We start from the raw sequence: 18,818 nt of genomic DNA, 5'->3' as shown, positions 1-18,818 counted from the left end.
CAATAAAAAATAACGTTGTCTTACTAATTTAGCAGAGTGGAGGGAAAAGCAAATTAACGACGCTTACCGCATGATATCTATCTTATTGATTGTTGTTGAATCGATCTTTCGCAAACGGCTAACGCATTCAATATCAATAAGAAAAATATTTCGCTTTTTTTGTTTTATTGAACAAAAAGCCAACAGTTTAAAGACACCCTTCGTTGGTCAGTTCAGCCTCTTCTCTTTCCATTTTATTGCTCAGGTTGTGACGTTCAGACTCAACCTCTTAGTCATGATGCTGATTGGCTTCAATCAACGGCAAAAAACATCAAAAAACGACAATTTCACCATCAATAATTACGTTTAGTTGCTTGTTATGATTTCCTATTCACGTAAACTGACCGACTTTTTTGACGCAGGAGAGTTCTAATGTTTATCGGCTTCGATTACGGAACCGCTAACTGTTCTGTGGCTGTCATTGAGAATGGCGCACCGCGCTTGCTTTCTTTAGAAGGCGACAGCCCTTTTATCCCCTCAACACTTTGCGCACCAACACGTGAAGCGGTGAGCGAGTATCTTTGGCGTCACTTTGATATCAAACCTAGCGATCAAGTCGGTGAGCAGTTATTACGCCGTGCTGTTGCATTTAATCGCGAAGAAGGCATTGATGTAGAGTCAGGTGATTTGCGTTTCGGGCGATCGGCACTTGCCACCTATTTAGAAGATCCTGAAGAGGTTTACTACGTTAAATCGCCAAAATCGTTTCTTGGCGCGACTGGGCTGCGCGATGTGCAGGTGAGCTTCTTTGAAGATCTCGTTTGCGCCATGATGTCTAACATCAAACAGCAAGCTGAATCCGACCTTCAAGATGATATTACGCAAGCCGTGATTGGTCGCCCTGTTAACTTTCAAGGGAGTGGTGGCGAGAAAGCGAACCAACAAGCCGAATCTATTCTCACTGCCGCAGCAAAACGTGCTGGCTTTAAAGATGTTCTGTTCCAATTTGAGCCAGTGGCTGCTGGCTTGGAATATGAAAGCACATTAACCCAAGACCGCACCGTTTTGGTTGTCGATATTGGTGGTGGTACAACCGATTGCAGCTTGATTCAAATGGGCCCAAGCTGGATAAACCAAGACGATCGACAAGCATCATTACTAGCGCACTCGGGCTGTCGCGTTGGCGGTAACGATCTCGATATCCATTTAGCATTCGAACAACTGATGCCGTTGTTTGGCAAAGGTTCAACACTGCAACGTGGCATTGAAATGCCTGTCACGCAGTTTTGGAACCCCATTGCCATTAACAACGTAGCAGCGCAATCTGACTTTTACGCTTCTGCAAACAGAAAAGCTCTCCAACAACTGATGCGCGATGCCACCGAGCCAGAGAAGATTGAGCGCTTAATCAAAGTCCATCGCGACACGCTTGGCTATCAGATCGTTCGCAGCGCAGAAGAAGCTAAGATATTACTCTCAGAGCAACAAGCTGCAAGGGTGACATTGCCGATCCAAGGTAAAGAACTGGCAGTTAATATAGCTTCGACGCAACTATCGGATGCCATTATCAAGCCAGTGACGAAAATCGCTGAATTGGTCACCGAAGCGCTGGCGCAAGCTGAAACAAAGCCTGAAGTCATCTTCATGACCGGAGGCAGTGCTAGGTCACCGATCTTACGTGCTTTACTCGAAACCACCTTACCTGGTGTACCTATTGTTGCTGGGGACTATTTTGGCTCGGTAACGTCGGGGCTTGCTCGTCATGCGGCGACAAAATTTGCTTAATTGAATCGGCTTGCTCATTGCAGCAAGCCAATCATCAGGAAGTTGAAATAAAAGCAGAAAAGAAACCACCCGTGCTGAAGGTTATCTCATCGAGATGCATTCAGCCGGGCGCTCGTCAATCAGGACGAATTTTCAACGGGTGATTTTTCACTCACGTTGAAATCAGCGAGAAAAGGCAGTGGATTGCTGATAAAAAACTCCTCTCAAAGTGGCTACTATTGAGTGGAGTGTAATTTATGACACAGTGAGCAAAAAATAGCGCGAAGAGTGCCATTTTGTGCGGCACACTTCTAAAATTCTCATCGCTAATCAGCCTACTGAGAAAACAATATTCAAGAGCTAAGGCGCACTGGCAGACGTATTGTCATGGCAATCTGAGTGTTTTACATCGAATTGCGTAATTTTCGCACCTAAGGCATCAAAGTAGCTGTAACGAAAAACAACATCATTCTCAAAAAGCAGAACAGTCGAGCGCGCTCTACAGGCATTATTAGCAACAAGAGGAGGAACGACTTGCAGAAAGTAAGAAATATTAATGTTGTCGGCAACATCATCGACAATGGTGTGATTCAAGCGCAACGTACGCCCTTCATGGGTCACCGAATCTAAGCGAGTGTCCTCATCAACCATTGCGGGTAGATTGCGACTAAGGCGCACCGCAGCGGCTTTCACAAGATAGGGAGCAGCGTCATAAATGGCGTCTTGCCGAATAAGTCCGTAGGACAGCATACAGGCATCAAATTCTCCTAAATTGCTATTCTCGATCTGCGTGTTTTGATCGGCCTCGCACTGGCCTTCAATACCTATCACGTCACTCTGCGTTAACTCTGCACCGTTCAATGCCACCCAATCTAGAGGGGCACTCACACAGCCAACGAGCACGGTTGCCGTCAATACGTACGTTATTTGTCTCAATCGGCCACCTAAATTCCCTTTAATGATGTAGCTGAAAAACAAGGGGACATCATACTATCCCTATAAATCACGACCCTCTTGGTCGCTCTTCCACCAACACGGACATTCAACCTGCCAATAAACAACAGCGATACACCACATTGATTTTCATATTATTAACATAAACCAACCCTTCTTTGGGTTCACGTTATTCGTTTGATTCTTGGGTGACCAAGCACATGCGCAACAAAATGTTTATCATTATTGTTTGTCACCGTGACATCAACCCTTCATACGACAACATAAGCAAAGGTAACTTTCACTTTCTCCTGCTCTTTGGTGTATGTGAATATCGTAGGTAACAGACATAAAAAAAGCCCGCCGAAGCGGACTTTCTATCAATGCAATTTTCAGAATATTTAGCGCAGCGAATCGTTGGCTGCTGACTTATCGGCCAGAGCGCGGCTTCACCGTATCCCAAGGGGAAGTGCGACCGGAATCTGAACGTACTGGACGCGAAGCCGGTTTGCTATCAGAACGGCGCTTATCACCCGACGAACGCTTGGCATCGTTTGAACGGCTTTTTAATGGGCCAGAGAATGTGTTCTCACTGCGACCATCACGTTGTTCAGATCGCTCACTTTTGGCCTTTGGTTTTGGCTTATTCTTTGGCTGATAATTCAGCACAGAAATTGGCACTGGCTTGCGAGGTTCAAAGCCTTCAATTTCTCGACGCTCAATCAAATGCCCTAAACGGCTCTCAATCATACATAGGTTTTTGAAGTCATCTTTCGACAAGAAAGTGATCGCTTCGCCTTTCGCACCCGCACGTCCCGTACGTCCAATGCGGTGAATATAGTCGTCCGCAGGGAACGGCAAATCATAGTTCACTACGCGAGTCAGCTCTTCAATATCAATACCGCGTGATGCAACACCCGTCGCTACAAGGAATTTCAGGTCACCAGCTTTGAAATCTTCCAACAACTGCTCACGCACCGCTTGGCTGCGACCACTATGGAAAGACTCAGCCGCAATGCCTCGTTTACCAAGCTGTTCTACCAACTTAGCGGCACCGTGTTTGGTTTCCAAAAAAATTAACGCCTGATCCCACTGTTGCTCGGTAATGAGATGGCTAAGTAGCGCTGATTTTCTGTCTTTATCAACGGTGGTCAACCATTGCTGGATCTCGGCTTTGCTTTGAGAGCTCGCGGTTGAAATTTCAACGGGGTTTGGCACCGCTGTTTTCGCCAACCAGCGAATTTTGTCCGACAAGGTGGCTGAGAAAAGCAGGTTCTGGCGTTCAACAGGCAAACGTTCGATGATCTTGTTAATGTCTTCGATAAAACCCATGTCCAGCATGCGGTCAGCTTCATCCAACACCAAAATTTCAATTTCATCAAAGTGGACGGCGCGCTGCGCATACATGTCCAACAAGCGCCCAGGCGTTGCCACCAAAATATCAACGCCTTCAATCAGGCGCTGTTTTTGCGCAGCGATTTCTTTACCGCCATACATTGCCATCGTGGTCAACGACAAGTTCTTAGCATACTGCTCGGCATTCTTTTCTACCTGCGCCACCAACTCTCGAGTCGGAGCTAGGATCAATGCACGTACACGCTTTTTACGCTGAGTTTCGCCGCCTTTTAGCATCTCTAAAATAGGCAATACAAAACTCGCCGTTTTGCCAGTACCTGTTTGTGCCGCAGCAAGCAGGTTCTCACCACGTAAGATCACTGGAATGGCTTTTTCCTGAATCGACGTTGGGGTTTGATACCCAAGTTCAGTGACAGCAGAAACAATCGGCAGGCTTAAGCCCAGCTTGGAGAATGGCATGAGAAATCTCGGCGTAAAAAGAAATGACAACAAGTATGGCAGATAACACCACCACAAAGGGCGCGCATTCTAGCACGAGTGATTTGAAAAACAGAGCAATGTCTATTCACGGACTTCTACACCACAAAAGTACCGCTCAGGGAACATCGCTTACACCATGATTTTCTCGATGATTTGCTCACATTCTTGTTGAGTCGCATAACGCGGGACGGGGTAGTTCCATTTCGTTTCTTGAATGGCATTTTTAGCAATCAATGGCACATCTGACGCTTGGATGTCGACCAGCGTTTTAGGTAAACCAAGCACATCTTGTAACGACACCACATAGTCAACAAACGCGACTGCATTGGTGGCTTCATCCCATCCCTCATCGCCAACATTGACCATCTTAGCCAGGTTTGCCATGCGTGGCGTTGCATTCGGTTGAGAGAACCTCAACACATGCGGCAATACCAGCGCATTGGCAACACCATGAGGCGTGCCATATCTCGCGCCAAGATTGTGTGCAATAGCATGTGTGTACCCTAGACTGGCTTTGGTGAACGCGAGCCCTGCATAGTAAGACGCCATTGCCATATTGAGCCGCACCTTCAACGATTGACCATCTTTATAGGCGGAAACAAGATTTTGACTGATGAGCGTAATGGCCGCGTTAGCATAACCATCGGTTTCCGAGGTGGCATTCACAGACAAGTAAGCTTCAACCGCGTGCGTCAATGCATCCATACCCGTCGCCGCAGTCACCTGAGGTGGAAGCCCTGTCATCAAGACAGGATCGAGCGCTGCCATCATTGGCACCAATTTCGGGTCCATCAACGGTGTTTTTTGATGGGAAAATGGGTCTGATATCACTGCGGCAACCGTCACTTCAGAACCCGTGCCAGCAGTGGTAGGAATAACAAACAGTGGCGCTGGCGTTCGCCACACTTTCAAAATACCCGATAGCCGACGAATCGATTTTTTGTTTGTCACTCGCGCCGCAATCACTTTTGCGCAGTCCATGGGGGATCCCCCACCGATCGCTAAAATACCGGCGCATTGTTCGCGCAGATAGATCTCTCGGCCTTCTTCTGCCATTGGGTAGGTTGGGTCGGGCTTCACATTGGCATAGCGAACGAAGCTCACACCGCACTGTGACAGGTGGTCTTCCACTTTTTCAACAATACCCACATCCACTAACGGCTGGTCAGTCACAATCAGTAATTTACCGAGATTCATCAAACCAATCGCTTCACACATCTGTTCTGTGCTATCTGCGCCAGCAAACAATGTTGGTCGAGGGATAGGGATCACGCTAGCAGCGACTTTCAGCGCTTTCATATACCCTTTAAAGAAAAACAAAGACGATTGACCCATTATGTTCGACACCTCAGATTGACTGTAGTTACAGCCTAGGCAACGTACGAGGTGGTATCTAGCTTTTTCCTTTCAAAAACAGCGATTCATCACGGTGGATGGTTAACTAATAACCACCTGATATACTCGTGACTTCAATCACCACACGTCAGAGGAAGACCATGGGGCAAACCACCAAATCGCTCAACGAAAAGCAGATAACGTTTATCGAACAGCAAAAAATGTACTTTGTTGGTACGGCAGCGCCGACTGGCACAGTGAATATTTCGCCCAAAGGTGGCGACTCTCTTCGCGTGATCGACCATAAAACACTGGCATGGCTCAACTTAACAGGCAGCGGAAATGAATCAGCGGCACATGTGTTACAAGAACCTCGCATGACGGTGATGTTTTGTGCCTTCGAAGGCTCGCCACTCATTCTCCGTGCCTACGGTCATGCACGTGCGATTCACCGCAACGATCCTGAGTGGGAAATCTATATCTCTTTGTTTCCCGAGAGCATCGCATCACGTCAAATATTCCTGTTAGATATCGATTTAGTGCAAGCATCATGCGGCATGTCAGTTCCCTTTTTTAGCTACGAAGGCGATCGTCACGAACTGGAAAAGTGGTCAACTAGACAAGGAGAGCAAGGTATTCAGAAGTACTGGCTTAAGAAAAACCAAACCAGCTTGGATGGCTTTGAGTCGCAGATCGCAGAGAAGTCAGGCTTAAAAGTCGAAGAGTAACGTTCGCATAGACGCATAGACGCATAGACGCATAGGCACATAGAAAACTGAGGGGGTAGAACCATTGTTGTCCCTCTCATTTCACCCTTCTCGATCAACAGGTCAATCCGTTTCGCTTTTTGTTCTGTTTGTTGATGTTTCTCATAATAAATGCCAACAGATTCAATTTGCTTTGGCAGTATACTCAAGGCATATGCAGAGCTAGGTACATTCAAAATGAAAACAAAAATTATCCTTGATACCGACCCAGGTATCGACGACGCAATGGCCATACTGTTTGCGGAAGCAAATCCAAACGTAGATTTGGTTGCTCTTACAACGGTATTTGGCAACGCTGATATTGAAACCAGCACGCGCAACGCACTCTACCTCAAACAACGTTTTGGCATGAACTGTGATGTCGCCAAAGGGGTGAGCAAACCTTTGCTACGTGATCCCGTTGGTGCTAGCACCGCTGTTCACGGAGAGAATGGGTTTGGTGATATTGCGTTGGACGCGCCAACCATCGCAGCAGATCCTCGACCCGCTCATCAATACATCATTGATACTGTGAAAGCGGCACCAAAAGAAATCACACTGGTGGCTGTTGGTCCGCTGACTAATTTGGCAATGGCTATCACCCAAGCCCCAGAGATCGGTGACTTGGTAAAAGAAGTGGTGATCATGGGCGGAGCGTTTGGTACGCATGATCACACAGGCAATGTCACGCCGTTTGCAGAAGCCAATGTGCATGATGATCCGCATGCCGCTGATATCGTTTTTACTGCTGACTGGCCTGTCACCGTGATTGGCCTCGATGTGACTCATGAAACCTTCTTCTCAACGGATTACATCGACACACTTAGAGATACTTGCGGTGAGGTGGGTGAATTTATGTGGGATATTAGCCGCTTCTACTTAGATTTTTACAAATCTCGTATGGATGTTGATGGCTGTTTTGTTCACGACCCTTCCGCCATCGCTTATGTCATCGACCCATCTTTATTTACGCTTCGCAAAGGTCCAATCCGAGTAGTCTGTGACGGCCCCGCTGAAGGTTTGACCATACAAAAACACAAACCCACCAAGCACAAAACCGATGAATGGGCCGAGAAGAGACCACAACAAGTTGCCATTGCGGTTAACGATCAGGCAGTACTCGATGTGTACTTGGATTCGATGACCCAATACGGTAATCGTGAATCTTGATTCGTCGACAGGGCTGAACAAGGCAATCGATCTATCACCTCTCCAAACCCCAAAACGGATAGCTTTCGTCTTGGGGTTTGCTTTTTCTCTTCACGAAAAATAGAGAATCATGGGTGTGCAAGCACATCAAAAAATGAACTGATAACGCGTCAGGTGTTGATATGGCACATTCGCTTTTTGGATGCCGCATAAGGTGCCCCATTGCGGTTGATTAGGGCCATCGGGAAGATATTGCGTCTCCAGTGCCAAACCTTCATATTTGTCATACGCATGGCTTGCACCCGAAGAGCCATCAAGGAAATTTCCAGAGTAAAATTGAATTGATGGTTTGGTGGTGCTCACTGCCATAGAGACAACTTCGTCTTGCGCTCTAACCAAGGCCACGACTGCTTTTCCATCGCAACACGCACTCTCCAGGATGAAAGCATGGTCATACCCGCCTGCCGTCACTTGATCATCACCTTGCAAGAAGTCACGACCAACATTTTTTGAGGTGTTGAAATCAAACGTTGTACCCATCACGCTCAGCCATTCACTCTTTGGCGTCATATCATCGCGTGTTGGCAAGTAATGGCTTGCGCGCAGTTGCAGCGAATGGTCAAGACACTTAGCACCGCTGCTCTCCCCATCAAGGTTGAAGTAGGCGTGGTTGGTCAAACTGATCGGACAATCGGCATCACACAGCCCTTCATATCGAATTTCTACAGCATTGTCATCCGTCAGGGTGTAAGTCACTGTCACGTTAAAGTTACCGGGGAAGCCTTGATCACCATCACGGGAGTTCAATTGAAAGGTCACCTGTTGCTGCGCCTTGAAAACAATTTCCCAACGCAAAGTGTCAAATCCCTTTGGCCCTCCATGCAAGGTATTCTTGCCTTCATTCGAGGCCAAAATATACTCGATACCATTCAACGAAAAACGACTGCCTTTAATACGATTCGCATACCGACCAACAATCGAACCAAAGTAAGCGCTTTGCTCCAAATGCGCTTGCATATCAAGAGAGCGAAGCAGCACCTCACGGCGCTCGCTACCCACTGGCAAATTTGCACTAAGCCACGTCGCCCCCATATCCATGAATGATGCTGTCATCCCTCCCGCATTTTGAAGGTGCACAACCGTCGCAAGGCGATTGTCCGCAGCAGGATGCGACGTCATTGCAGCATGAATGTGGGAAAGATGGGGTAACATTTCTTCTCTCATTTGCATCAAGAACTCAATGATTAATGGCAATAGCGATACATTTTATCAAGCAGTTAAGTCCCAATTTCGTGATCATCACCCACAAATGTAAACGATTTCACCTCAGCTGGAGCGACTGATAATGAGAACTTATATGGCGTTACATGTTCTTCAACGGTTTCACAATCTCATCTAACCCTTCAATTTTCAAAGTAAGACAAAGCGCCATCAGCTTGCCAAGCTCTCCACTCGGAAATCCCTGTCTTTCGAACCATAGTAGGTATTCTTCTGGCAAATCGATAAGCACCCTTCCTGCGTATTTACCAAACGGCATTTTCATTCGAGCAAGTTTGAGCATATTTTCTTTTTCTAGCATGGGTTCTACGCTTTGAAACGGGGAAACAAGAGGGCAGTGTATAGGTTTACGGAGTTCAGATCCGAAAAAACCAGCAGAACGACATAAACTCGTCTTGCTGGCGCTCTTATTGTTTTACCCGCTGTCATGACATTTACCGAATCACTGGGTGATTCATTCTGTCTTGCACACCTCACAGCCAAAGAGTTTGCTATGCATCCAACACCCCACACAAAAACCCAGAACCGCCTCAAGCCATGTCAGCATGAAACACATACCTAAAACCGAAAACAGCCATACACTAGAGAAATCGAGCAATCGGAATGCCAAACAGGTGAACCCCATCGTTGCGCCCAAAATCCAAGCAAATCGTTTTGGTTTTATAGGCTTCCAAACTGGCTTAATTTTCATGGTGATCGCCGTGCCCAACACACCGCTAGGACTGAGTGGTGTAAGCCCAAACAAGGCGGCCATCGTCATATCAAAAATTACATACGGGCCAACATAGAGAACAGGGTCCCACTCAGGGCGAACGACTAAAATGAACATAGTGACGGCAGAAAGGATATTGAGTAAACCCGCTCTGGCACGAGTCGCCGTTTCATCAATTCTTAGGTCGCCTTCACCTGAAATGTCCTGCCCCATCGCCAGCAAAGGTGTTGTAAGAAAGGTATGGTATTGTTTTTGCTCTTCTGTGCGCACAGATTGATCCTCATCCCTGAACCTTTCTATTAGTCTATACCCTGAATGTAATTTTGAATTGATATACCCAAACAACCTGAAGATCCGGAATTTCAGGTTATTTAGGTATAACCCTTTATGTTCAAAACTCGGCCAATTCTTGCTCAGCGAGCAATTTTTCGCCCAGCATTTAAGCAACTTCTTGCTCTCCACCTCCACGAGGATTCATAAGTCATTGTTTTAATTAAGACATATAGTTGGCACACCCCTTGCGTTATCTCTTTCGTTGTAATCAAAACTAACGTCTATACCTGCCTTTTTGGTCGGTATCTAATGCATAAGGACATCGCAATGCCAACTCCATGTTATATCGCCATCGAAGGCAAAACTCAGGGCAACATCACTGCTGGTGCGTTCACTGCTGACTCTGTCGGTAACATCTACGTCGAAGGCCACGAAGACCAAATGCTGGTTCAAGCCTTTGACCACATTGTAACCGTACCGACTGACCCGCAAAGCGGCCAGCCTTCAGGCCAACGCGTGCATAAGCCGTTCAAGTTCACTGTSGCACTGAACAAAGCCGTACCGCTGATGTACAACTCCCTMGCRTCWGGCGAAATGCTGCCAAAAATTGAACTGAAGTGGTACCGCACGTCTGTGGAAGGTAAACAAGAGCACTTCTTCTCAACCATCCTCACTGACAGCACCATCATCGATATCGATTGCCAAATGCCTCATTGTCAGGACGCAAACAAAAAAGAGTTCACCCAACTGGTGACCGTGTCTGTGGCATACCGCAAGATTGACTGGGAACACACTGTCGCTGGTACTTCGGGTGCTGATGACTGGCGTGCGCCAATTGAAGCCTAAGGCTTCTTCGCAAGGGGCGTAAGCCCTTTGTGACCAACCCGCCTTCTGGGCGGGTTTTGTCGTCAAGCCATGACGCTTGACGACCTGATCTTATTGATATATCGACTCTGACCACACAGGGTCTTGCTGGGATGGTTTATGGCTACGGAAAGCGGTCTCCAATTTACTCTTGCTGTTGAAGGCTTACCTGACGACACCTTTGCGGTGATCGAATTCTCGGGAGAGTCTGCACTCTCTACGCCTTTTTTGTATCAGGTCAAACTGGCCAGTCGCAATGATTCTGTCTCTCAAGACGAGATTGTTGACCGCAATGTCACCCTCATGCTGTGGAACAATGGCGAGCTTGAACAACGCTTTCACGGCATTGTGCGCCGCTTTACTCGCGGTGACACGGGTTTCAGCCACACCCGATATGCCCTTGAGATGGTACCAGCGCTGTCTCGCTTATCACTTCGTCATAACAGCCGCATTTTCCAGCAGCAATCTGCCCCTGAAATCATGAGTATCCTATTACAAGAGATGGGTATTGATGACTATGCCTTTTCCATTTCAGGGCAACCCCAAGTCCGTGAGTATTGCGTCCAGTACCGAGAGACGGATTTGGATTTCCTTCAGCGTTTAGCGGCAGAAGAAGGCATTTTCTATTGCTTCTTGCATGACAAAGACAAGCACACGGTCTTATTTTCTGATGATACCCAGACCTTAACCGCCTCAGGGCAAGCATTCCCTTACAACGCCAATGTCGGCGGTAAGAGTGATGAAGCCTTTGTAAAAGGTTGGCAGTTTTCAGCACAAACGCGCCCTTCTTCAGCTCAGCTGAAAGATTACAGTTTTAAGAAACCGGCTTACGGTTTTTTGCACGACAGAGCTGGCACAGAAATGAGTTTCCAGCGCGGCACCTATGAACACTATGACTACCCGGGTCGCTTCAAAAGCGATGCAGCGGGCAAGCCATTTACCCAATACCGCTTAGAACACCTTCGCAGTGATGCGTTAACCGCGACAGCCTCCAGCAACATCATGCAGGTGGATGTGGGCATGGTATTTAACCTTGAGGATCACCCTGACGACACCACCAACCGTGATTGGATTGTGGTCACCCTGCATTGTGAAGGCACCCAGCCTCAAGCACTAGAAGAGCATGGCGGCGAAGGCATGACCTCGTTCCACAATACGTTTTCGGTCATTCCGGGCCATCGCCCTTGGCGCCCCTGTCCAGAAGCCAAACCCTGTGTGCATGGTCCACAAATAGCGATAGTCACTGGCCCTGCGGGCGAAGAAATTTTCTGTGATGAGCACGGGCGAGTGAAAGTGCAGTTCCCGTGGGACCGCTACGGCAACAGTGATGATGCATCAAGTTGTTGGGTCCGTGTCTCCCAAGGCTGGGCGGGCGGCCAATACGGGATGATGGCAATACCCCGCATCGGCCATGAAGTGATTGTGTCCTTCCTTGAAGGTGACCCTGACCAACCGATTATTACTGGCCGCACCTATCACGCGACCAATGTACCGCCCTACCCGCTGCCGGCCAACAAAACCCGTACCGTCCTTCGCACCGAAACCCATCAGGGGGAAGGCTTTAACGAGTTGCGTTTCGAGGACCAAGCAGGACAAGAAGAAATCTACGTGCATGCCCAAAAGGACATGAACTTGCTGGTCGAAAATGACCGCAAAGACAACATCAAACATGACTTGCATTTGGATGTGGAGAACGAGCGGTTTTCGCACATCAAAGTGGATGACCACCTGACGGTAGACGGGCAAAGCAAAGAGCACATCAAAGGTGACAAAACCATCGTCACCGACAGCTCCCTGCACATCAAAGCCGGCGACAGTTTCCTTAACGAAGCAGGCTCAGAAATCCATTTAAAGAGTGGTCACAAATCGGTGCTAGAAGCCTACACCGAAGTCACCCTTAAAGTCGGCGGCAACTTCGTGAAGATCGACCCCGCAGGCGTTCACATCGTCGGCTCCGTTATTAATATCAACTCAGGCGGAAGCGCAGGTTCTGGTTCTGGGTTTGGTGGGGCAATGCCGATGTTGCCGGGAGGGGTAACTGCGCCGAAAGCGCCGGATGAAGCAGAGAAAATACTTTTTAGCGCGACTCAATACGCAACTGATCCAAAACTTATCTCTCCAGATGCTTTTACGTATCTATCCATATCCGATCGCCCTATGGCAAAAATGTGCCAGAAAAGACCTGACGGTAGTTGCCCTCGTTCAGACTGTCCTTGTTTAGGGAGAAGCTAAATGGAGGTTTCACAAGAAAATTTCTTCCAAAATGGTGGTCATAGCTATTGGATAGTGGCGGATCCCATTCGAGTACCTGACATCAAAATGTTTTTGTACCAACATGAACCAAAAGCGGATGTCATTACCTTATTGAATAGCCCTGCTTTTGGACACTTAAATGAAGTATCTCCGATAGCCTCTCCGGTTGAAGCTACGGTAGCACTCAAAGCTCGTTTAATAGAAGACGAAGTATTTTCTTCGAGTTGTATCTTTCTAAAAGCAAAAACACAAATCGAAAACGATCAACTTACCGAGCACTTGCGCGCGTTGCTTACGGTCGTCGTTGAAGAATATCCGACCTACTTTAGATACTACTCATCAACTTTTTGGCACATGCATTCAAGCGATATCAGTAAGAGAGATCTTGATACTATTTTAGGTCCTTTCTCTTCCATAGCTTGGTTCGATACAACGTCATCTTTACTCTCAATTACATCAACAAAGCGTGATAACACAGAAAATGCTAAAGCAGCACTTTCTCCTCTTCGCCTTCATTCGCAAGTTTTTACGGAGTTAGTTTAACGATATGTCAGACTATAAAATCAAGGAAGGTGACTGCCTAATTCTTATTGCTCAAAAATTTGGTGTAAAAGTAAAAGATATCGCAAACCTCAATAGCGACCAGATTGAAAATGTCGATCTTATTTTTGCAGGCGACACCATCAAGCTGCCTGGTAACGAAGCCGCTCCTATTCCGCTTAAAACAGGAGAAAGAATACCTCTTCCAGATCCTCCAAAAACCAATGCTTGTGGTGATGACCTTTGTGGCTCTAGCACCCCAGAGTTCGTGGACATTCTGTATGTTCCGTCTCACCCAGAAACGAAAGATGGCGAAAAAAGGTGGTATGCCGTTACCGATGTGGCTAAAGAGGCGATCAAAAAAGAAATGTCGTTACTTGCAGAAGCCATGGTTGCAGACAATCGCGATACATCACTCCAAAATTTAAACAATCTAGGAATTCTGTCGAAATTTGAAGCTAAACCACATGAAGCATTTCTTACTGATGATGAAGGAATAAGACTTCGTCATCTGGAGTGGCTGATAAGCACAATAAATTCAGGTGCTGCAAAACTCTATGAACATGGAGGCCAAGACGGTTTCATTATTAGGGTTGCTGAGCAAGAAAATCTAGATTATGGCAAACTGCTCGGTAGACACGTATTTTGGGGGCAATTTAAACAATTTATTTTGGATTATCACTTAGGTGCTATCGCTGTACAATACTTTCTTGAGTCTACGGATTTAATCGAAGAAATCAGTGAAAAAGAGAAACAAGCTCAGCTAATGGAAAGAGCGAGATTATCAGTATTTCACGGTGTCGTAGATCACCTCAGTGAAAACATTGAAGAGTTAAAAGAAAAAGCAATTAAAAACGCAAAGACTGTAACTTCTAAAGACGGCACCAAATTCATTTGGGATAAAGAGCGTCGATATTTTACGAGTGAAAAGCAGAAAACGGTAACTGACCGAATTAAATTGATCGTCAAGCACCGTCCCAAGACTGACGTAGAGCTTGCTTTGACACCTCATGAAGAGGCACTCGCTAAACTAAATAAGTTCTGGCACGAGAATGTACATGACTCCAATGCAGCACTGAAACAACTAGCAAAAGGAAACGCTGAACCAATACCACCAGAAGCTACTTATGCTATCACTTTTACTAACGCACTAAGAGAGTTAAACAGACACGGCTATGTCATTAAGGAGCAATGTCTGACCTTTGATGAACTAGAAGGTTCATTGCTCATCCATCAAGGCCCTAAGGCACTATCTGGCTCAGACAGTGCTTTCGGGAAATGGCGCGAAAATGACAACCTAATGTTTGGTGTCAAAGCAGCGGCACTTGATGAAAAAGGACTTAAAGAAGAAGCCGAATTGAGAAAGGCAATACTTCTTGAGCTTAGTATGTATACGACAAATGGAGAAATCGCCCAAGACAGTATCCAGCGGGCTTCTGACGATATAGCGTGGGCCTATTATCCTACAATAGCTCTTTTGCGAGTGATTGATGTTACCTTAGAAAAACACATGTCTGCGTTGGGTTCGATTCTGAATGGCAACCAAACTGTGCCTGGCATTTTCAATGAACTAATAACAATTAAAAAAATTGCCATCAACAGAATTAATAAGCTCAAGAAAGTCGCCGAGAAAAGAGCTATTTCAGGTGATATTAAAAACATACTGTTACTCGATAATATGCCGAAGAGTCTTCATCTCATCTGGGATGAAAAACAATACGCTCCAACAGAAATGAAAAGAGGCATATTTAAAAATGACGCTGGTGCTGCTGACCTTCAAGCCGTCGAGTGCAGCTTACTGTCTGATGGTGAAGTCAAATGGATACGCGGTCCAAGTTGGCTAATCCCTAAATCATCCGCTAACAAATCACATTTAGGGCATGTCAAGGACATCACTGAAAGTATCACACTAGCAGATCCAACGGTGAGTAAGGACTCGCCTGGAACCACGTTGAAAGACGCACTAAAAGACATAGGTAAAGGCTTAATTACAGCACCAGATGCAAAAAATGATTTCGTGACGAAACCTTTAAACTTAAGTGCACAAGTGAAGGATTTTGATAGGGCTTTTTGGGAAGACAGTTACCATTGGCAAGATGGTATTGGACCAAAGGGTAAATCGTCAGCATATATAGCCAACGCGCAAGCACAGTTTTTAAGGTTAACGGTCAGCCGCAGTGGAGATTTAAACTTACCGGGTAGCGAGATTAACGGTCTAAACACTAATATGTCTCTCACGGGAGAAACATCAGCCAAAGTTAAGCTAACACTTCTCAGTGGCGAAATATCATTTGCTACGTATCTTCCTAAACAAGAGGGATATCATTTAAAAATCTCCTACGTAGCTCAACCTGATAAGAGTAAAAAACCAGAAAGCAAAATGTACGATGCGGGGCATTTCAGACTCAAGCTTTCCACAAAAATTTATGGCGTTGCTGGGGCCAGCTGTATGCTCTCCGGCAACCTCGCTTTCGGCCCTTCGGAAACGCAGCCAGGTCACATTGGCGTCAAAGGTAAAGCCTTCAAAGCCCCTGATTACAATGCACACGTAGAAGGGGGACACACAATACGTACTCGGGACATGAACACTTCAACAATACCTCAAGGTGTATCAGCGCAAGCAGGAGCCAGCGTAGACGTGTTTGCGGGAGTGGAAGCAGGCGGCATCGGCTCAACCGAAGTGTCGTGGCTTCCTCCTGTCGTACAAGTTAACGGTAAAAAACATAATTCTGAATTCATTGAACTCGGCAGTATTTCAGGACAAATTGCCGTGAACTACGGTATTGGTTTTTCGGGCGAATTACGAATTGGTTTTCACAATGGGCAATTTTTCCTGATCACCGCAGCAAGGCTCGTTTGTGGCCCTGGCGTAAGCGGAAAAGTCGCAATCAAAGTGAACCCTGTTAATGCTGATAGGGTTGTTGATTGTCTACTCGGCATATTAAAAGAGAGCGGATTTAAATATGTCGAAGTGCTAGGTGATATCGATGTAGCTGGCAACAACAAAGATTTTGAAGAACTCAATCAAGTTCTTACCGTTGCCATGGCACTCGGTTTAACTTTCGCTGAAGTCTTGCTACTGCCAACCAAAACTTACAATGATTATCTTCAGAGTATACTTGAAGAAGATTATGCCCCCATGATAGCGAAGCACATCGTCGAAAGACCAAGCTCAAAAGTGGAAACATGGGTGAAGAATTTGCCACCTGAAACACTGTCCAGATTGTTTCTCAGCTTGAGTAATAAAAAGTATGACACCTGGCGAGCAGCTCCCAATACCAGCTATGTACCAGAGTTCTTAGAGAAAGATGTCAAAGTGCTTAAAAATGAGGTGTTAAAAGCTCAGGCTATCGTGAAAATTATGGAGTGGATCTACCCTAAAGATGACAAGGACAAAGATACAAGGTGCTCTCAGTTTGAAAAATCTTTGATACTAATGGAGGGCAATTTGGAAAGCGCGCAAAGTCGTCTTGAGAGATGCCGACGATTTGCAGAAGGCTGGAGTACATTAGCTGATTTCATTTCCAACCTTGATACAGTGGGGCTAAATGTAGAATCAAAAGAAAGTGCAGAAGATGTAAAGAGAAACTTCAATTCATTAGCTCCTAAATTGTGCTCGAGAATGAACCTGTATGTGAATGAAAAAAGCCATATGGCAATTGTGAAAGATGTCGTTCTATATAGAGAGTTTTCCCGGGAGGACTACAGTGAGTTATCAGAAAAAATAAAAAACGCTCCTAGCTGGAAAGAGAAAAAATGGGAAATTTTATGACTATTAAAAGAAAGCATATTTTTATGGGCGTATTTATTCTTATTGCCACATACATTGCAATTGAAAGCTACCCCAGTGGCTTTCAGCGAAAAATTGCCGAAGGTCCAAGTTTTCTACAAGAGCAACTATCTTCATATTTAGACGACAACAAGGTGAATAGTGATCCCTATTCCGCAAGCCGATATCGCCCAGAAGATCCACTGTATGTTCCTCTTCTAGCCATTCAATATGGCAAAAAAGAGAAAGCGGAAGCTCTACTAGCACCTCTAGTAGAAAAAGGCGATTCAGAAGCCATGTTTTGGTTAGCAGAAATCACCTACGGACAAAGTATATATTCAGGGGGTACTGCAGGCGAATTGTTTACAAAATCAGCCAAACTCGGCAACCCATACGCGGCAATTAGATTAGACAGTAGAGACATTGAATGTACTCAATACATAGGATATCACTGCAGTGAAGAATGGGGAGAAAAGGGTAGAGTCATACTGAAAAAATTGGCTGAGACTGGTGATGCCAGAGCTGGATATGCTCTTTTTCACCATGATGTGATGTTAAAAGGTGGTAACAGAACGGCTGTAAGCGAAGAAAGTTTTAACGTTCTGGCAAAAGCGGCTGTTGATGGTGTAAAGGATCATTATTATTATCCGCTCATGGAGCTAGCAAGTCTATATCGTCAAAGCTACAGCTACCCCATTTGGGTAAGCAGCAGTGATACAGATGACAATACTCAAGTCTTGTCTGAAAAGAACAGAAAAATTTTAAAAAACCTGTATAAGCTAGCAGCAAAAAATAATGATGCATATGCTATTAATCTAAATTTATATTTTGCAAGCAATGGTGAAAATGCAGTTATTGACGAAGACTATACTGATGGCCAAATCCTACGGACATTAACCCTGTTCAGTAAAGTATATAAATATGGACCTGCATTTGCTAGAAAAGCTGAATTAAATAGATCAGCGCTGGTGCAAGGAGCAGCATGGGCAATGGTTGATGATTTTAACCGTAGTGACAGTAGCTTTGATTATGGTAGACAATTTCAGAGATATGAATATGTCATAACAAACGAGTTCAATCTGAAATTCTTAGATGACTCGGAGCTTGAAAAAGCACGTGAAGTTTCCAAAGAGCTGCAGAAAACATTAACGCCAGTCATCTACCTCGATGAAAACCAAACTGATATTCTCTAATCATCGTCGTCTTGACTTAAATCCTTGAGTACAGACGACGAATTCAGCTCACCCCAACAACTTCCCCTTAATCCCATTGAACACCGCCAGCACCCTATCATGGGCTGGCTTGTGGTCGGCGATAAACGACAAACAGGCTAAGGCGCTTTCGTCATAATCTTTAGGTAATTTAACATTCAAATCCTTCGAAATGG

At 45.8% G+C, this 18,818-nt stretch carries 14 protein-coding genes; 8 read left to right on the top strand and 6 right to left on the bottom strand.

Annotation, left to right across the window (positions count from 1 at the left end; all coding sequences use genetic code 11):
• Positions 1–411: 411 nt before the first annotated feature.
• Positions 412–1,764: a molecular chaperone gene (yegD, locus tag L4D06_RS15660; RefSeq protein ID WP_429740351.1), complete on the top strand. Its 1,353-nt coding sequence runs from the start codon at positions 412–414 to the stop codon at positions 1,762–1,764.
• A 339-nt stretch (positions 1,765–2,103) separates the two neighbouring features.
• Here the strand turns inward: yegD and L4D06_RS15655 are convergent, their stop codons facing one another.
• From L4D06_RS15655 to L4D06_RS15645, 3 genes are all read right to left on the bottom strand, one after another.
• On the bottom strand, positions 2,104–2,679 hold the full coding sequence (locus tag L4D06_RS15655) for a hypothetical protein (RefSeq protein WP_274165341.1): 576 nt from the start codon (positions 2,677–2,679) through the stop codon (positions 2,104–2,106).
• Positions 2,680–3,105: 426 nt separating this feature from the next.
• Positions 3,106–4,491, bottom strand: coding sequence for a DEAD/DEAH box helicase (locus L4D06_RS15650; protein ID WP_429740350.1), 1,386 nt, complete (start codon positions 4,489–4,491; stop codon positions 3,106–3,108).
• 150 nt (positions 4,492–4,641) lie between these two features.
• Positions 4,642–5,847, bottom strand: coding sequence for an iron-containing alcohol dehydrogenase (locus tag L4D06_RS15645; RefSeq protein ID WP_429740349.1), 1,206 nt, complete (start codon positions 5,845–5,847; stop codon positions 4,642–4,644).
• A gap of 161 nt (positions 5,848–6,008) precedes the next feature.
• On the opposite strand from L4D06_RS15645, the gene L4D06_RS15640 reads away from it, so the two are divergent.
• Together L4D06_RS15640 and L4D06_RS15635 are read left to right on the top strand one after the other, a co-directional pair.
• The gene (locus L4D06_RS15640) at positions 6,009–6,575 is read left to right on the top strand and encodes a pyridoxamine 5'-phosphate oxidase family protein (protein ID WP_274165344.1); all 567 of its coding nucleotides are present in this window, start codon (positions 6,009–6,011) and stop codon (positions 6,573–6,575) included.
• Positions 6,576–6,791: 216 nt separating this feature from the next.
• Entirely contained in the window at positions 6,792–7,763 is a 972-nt protein-coding gene (locus tag L4D06_RS15635; protein ID WP_274165345.1) for a nucleoside hydrolase, read from the top strand.
• A 126-nt stretch (positions 7,764–7,889) separates the two neighbouring features.
• Here L4D06_RS15635 and galM read toward each other — a convergent pair whose 3' ends face one another.
• The 3 genes from galM to L4D06_RS15620 form a co-directional block, all read right to left on the bottom strand.
• Positions 7,890–8,954 (bottom strand): galactose-1-epimerase, encoded by a 1,065-nt coding sequence (galM, locus tag L4D06_RS15630; protein ID WP_420791229.1) that lies wholly within the window; start codon positions 8,952–8,954, stop codon positions 7,890–7,892.
• Between the two features lie 151 nt (positions 8,955–9,105).
• Positions 9,106–9,321 carry a DUF3820 family protein gene (locus tag L4D06_RS15625; RefSeq protein ID WP_274165346.1) on the bottom strand — a complete coding sequence of 72 codons (216 nt, stop codon included), beginning with the start codon at positions 9,319–9,321 and terminating at the stop codon, positions 9,106–9,108.
• Between the two features lie 153 nt (positions 9,322–9,474).
• Positions 9,475–10,002, bottom strand: coding sequence for a DUF4395 domain-containing protein (locus L4D06_RS15620; RefSeq protein WP_274165347.1), 528 nt, complete (start codon positions 10,000–10,002; stop codon positions 9,475–9,477).
• 330 nt (positions 10,003–10,332) lie between these two features.
• Between L4D06_RS15620 and L4D06_RS15615 the strand changes: the two genes are divergently transcribed.
• The 5 genes from L4D06_RS15615 (at position 10,333) to L4D06_RS15595 (ending at position 18,624) form a co-directional block, all read left to right on the top strand.
• Positions 10,333–10,851 carry an Hcp family type VI secretion system effector gene (locus tag L4D06_RS15615; protein ID WP_017007402.1) on the top strand — a complete coding sequence of 173 codons (519 nt, stop codon included), beginning with the start codon at positions 10,333–10,335 and terminating at the stop codon, positions 10,849–10,851.
• A gap of 138 nt (positions 10,852–10,989) precedes the next feature.
• Positions 10,990–13,101 carry a type VI secretion system Vgr family protein gene (locus tag L4D06_RS15610; RefSeq protein ID WP_429740348.1) on the top strand — a complete coding sequence of 704 codons (2,112 nt, stop codon included), beginning with the start codon at positions 10,990–10,992 and terminating at the stop codon, positions 13,099–13,101.
• Positions 13,102–13,665, top strand: a complete 564-nt coding sequence (locus tag L4D06_RS15605) for a DUF4123 domain-containing protein (protein WP_429740347.1) — start codon at positions 13,102–13,104, stop codon at positions 13,663–13,665.
• A 4-nt stretch (positions 13,666–13,669) separates the two neighbouring features.
• A complete protein-coding gene (locus L4D06_RS15600; protein ID WP_429740346.1) occupies positions 13,670–17,434 on the top strand; it encodes a LysM peptidoglycan-binding domain-containing protein in 3,765 nt (1,254 codons plus the stop codon).
• Positions 17,419–18,624: a hypothetical protein gene (locus L4D06_RS15595; protein ID WP_429740345.1), complete on the top strand. Its 1,206-nt coding sequence runs from the start codon at positions 17,419–17,421 to the stop codon at positions 18,622–18,624. The genes L4D06_RS15600 and L4D06_RS15595 overlap by 16 nt, the downstream gene beginning before the upstream one ends.
• Positions 18,625–18,818 lie beyond the last annotated feature (194 nt).

Source organism: Enterovibrio makurazakiensis, assembly GCF_050336585.1.
GTDB classification, from domain to species: domain Bacteria; phylum Pseudomonadota; class Gammaproteobacteria; order Enterobacterales; family Vibrionaceae; genus Enterovibrio; species Enterovibrio gelatinilyticus.
Note: the sequence above shows the minus strand (reverse complement) of the source record. Positions and strands in the feature narration are given on the sequence as shown.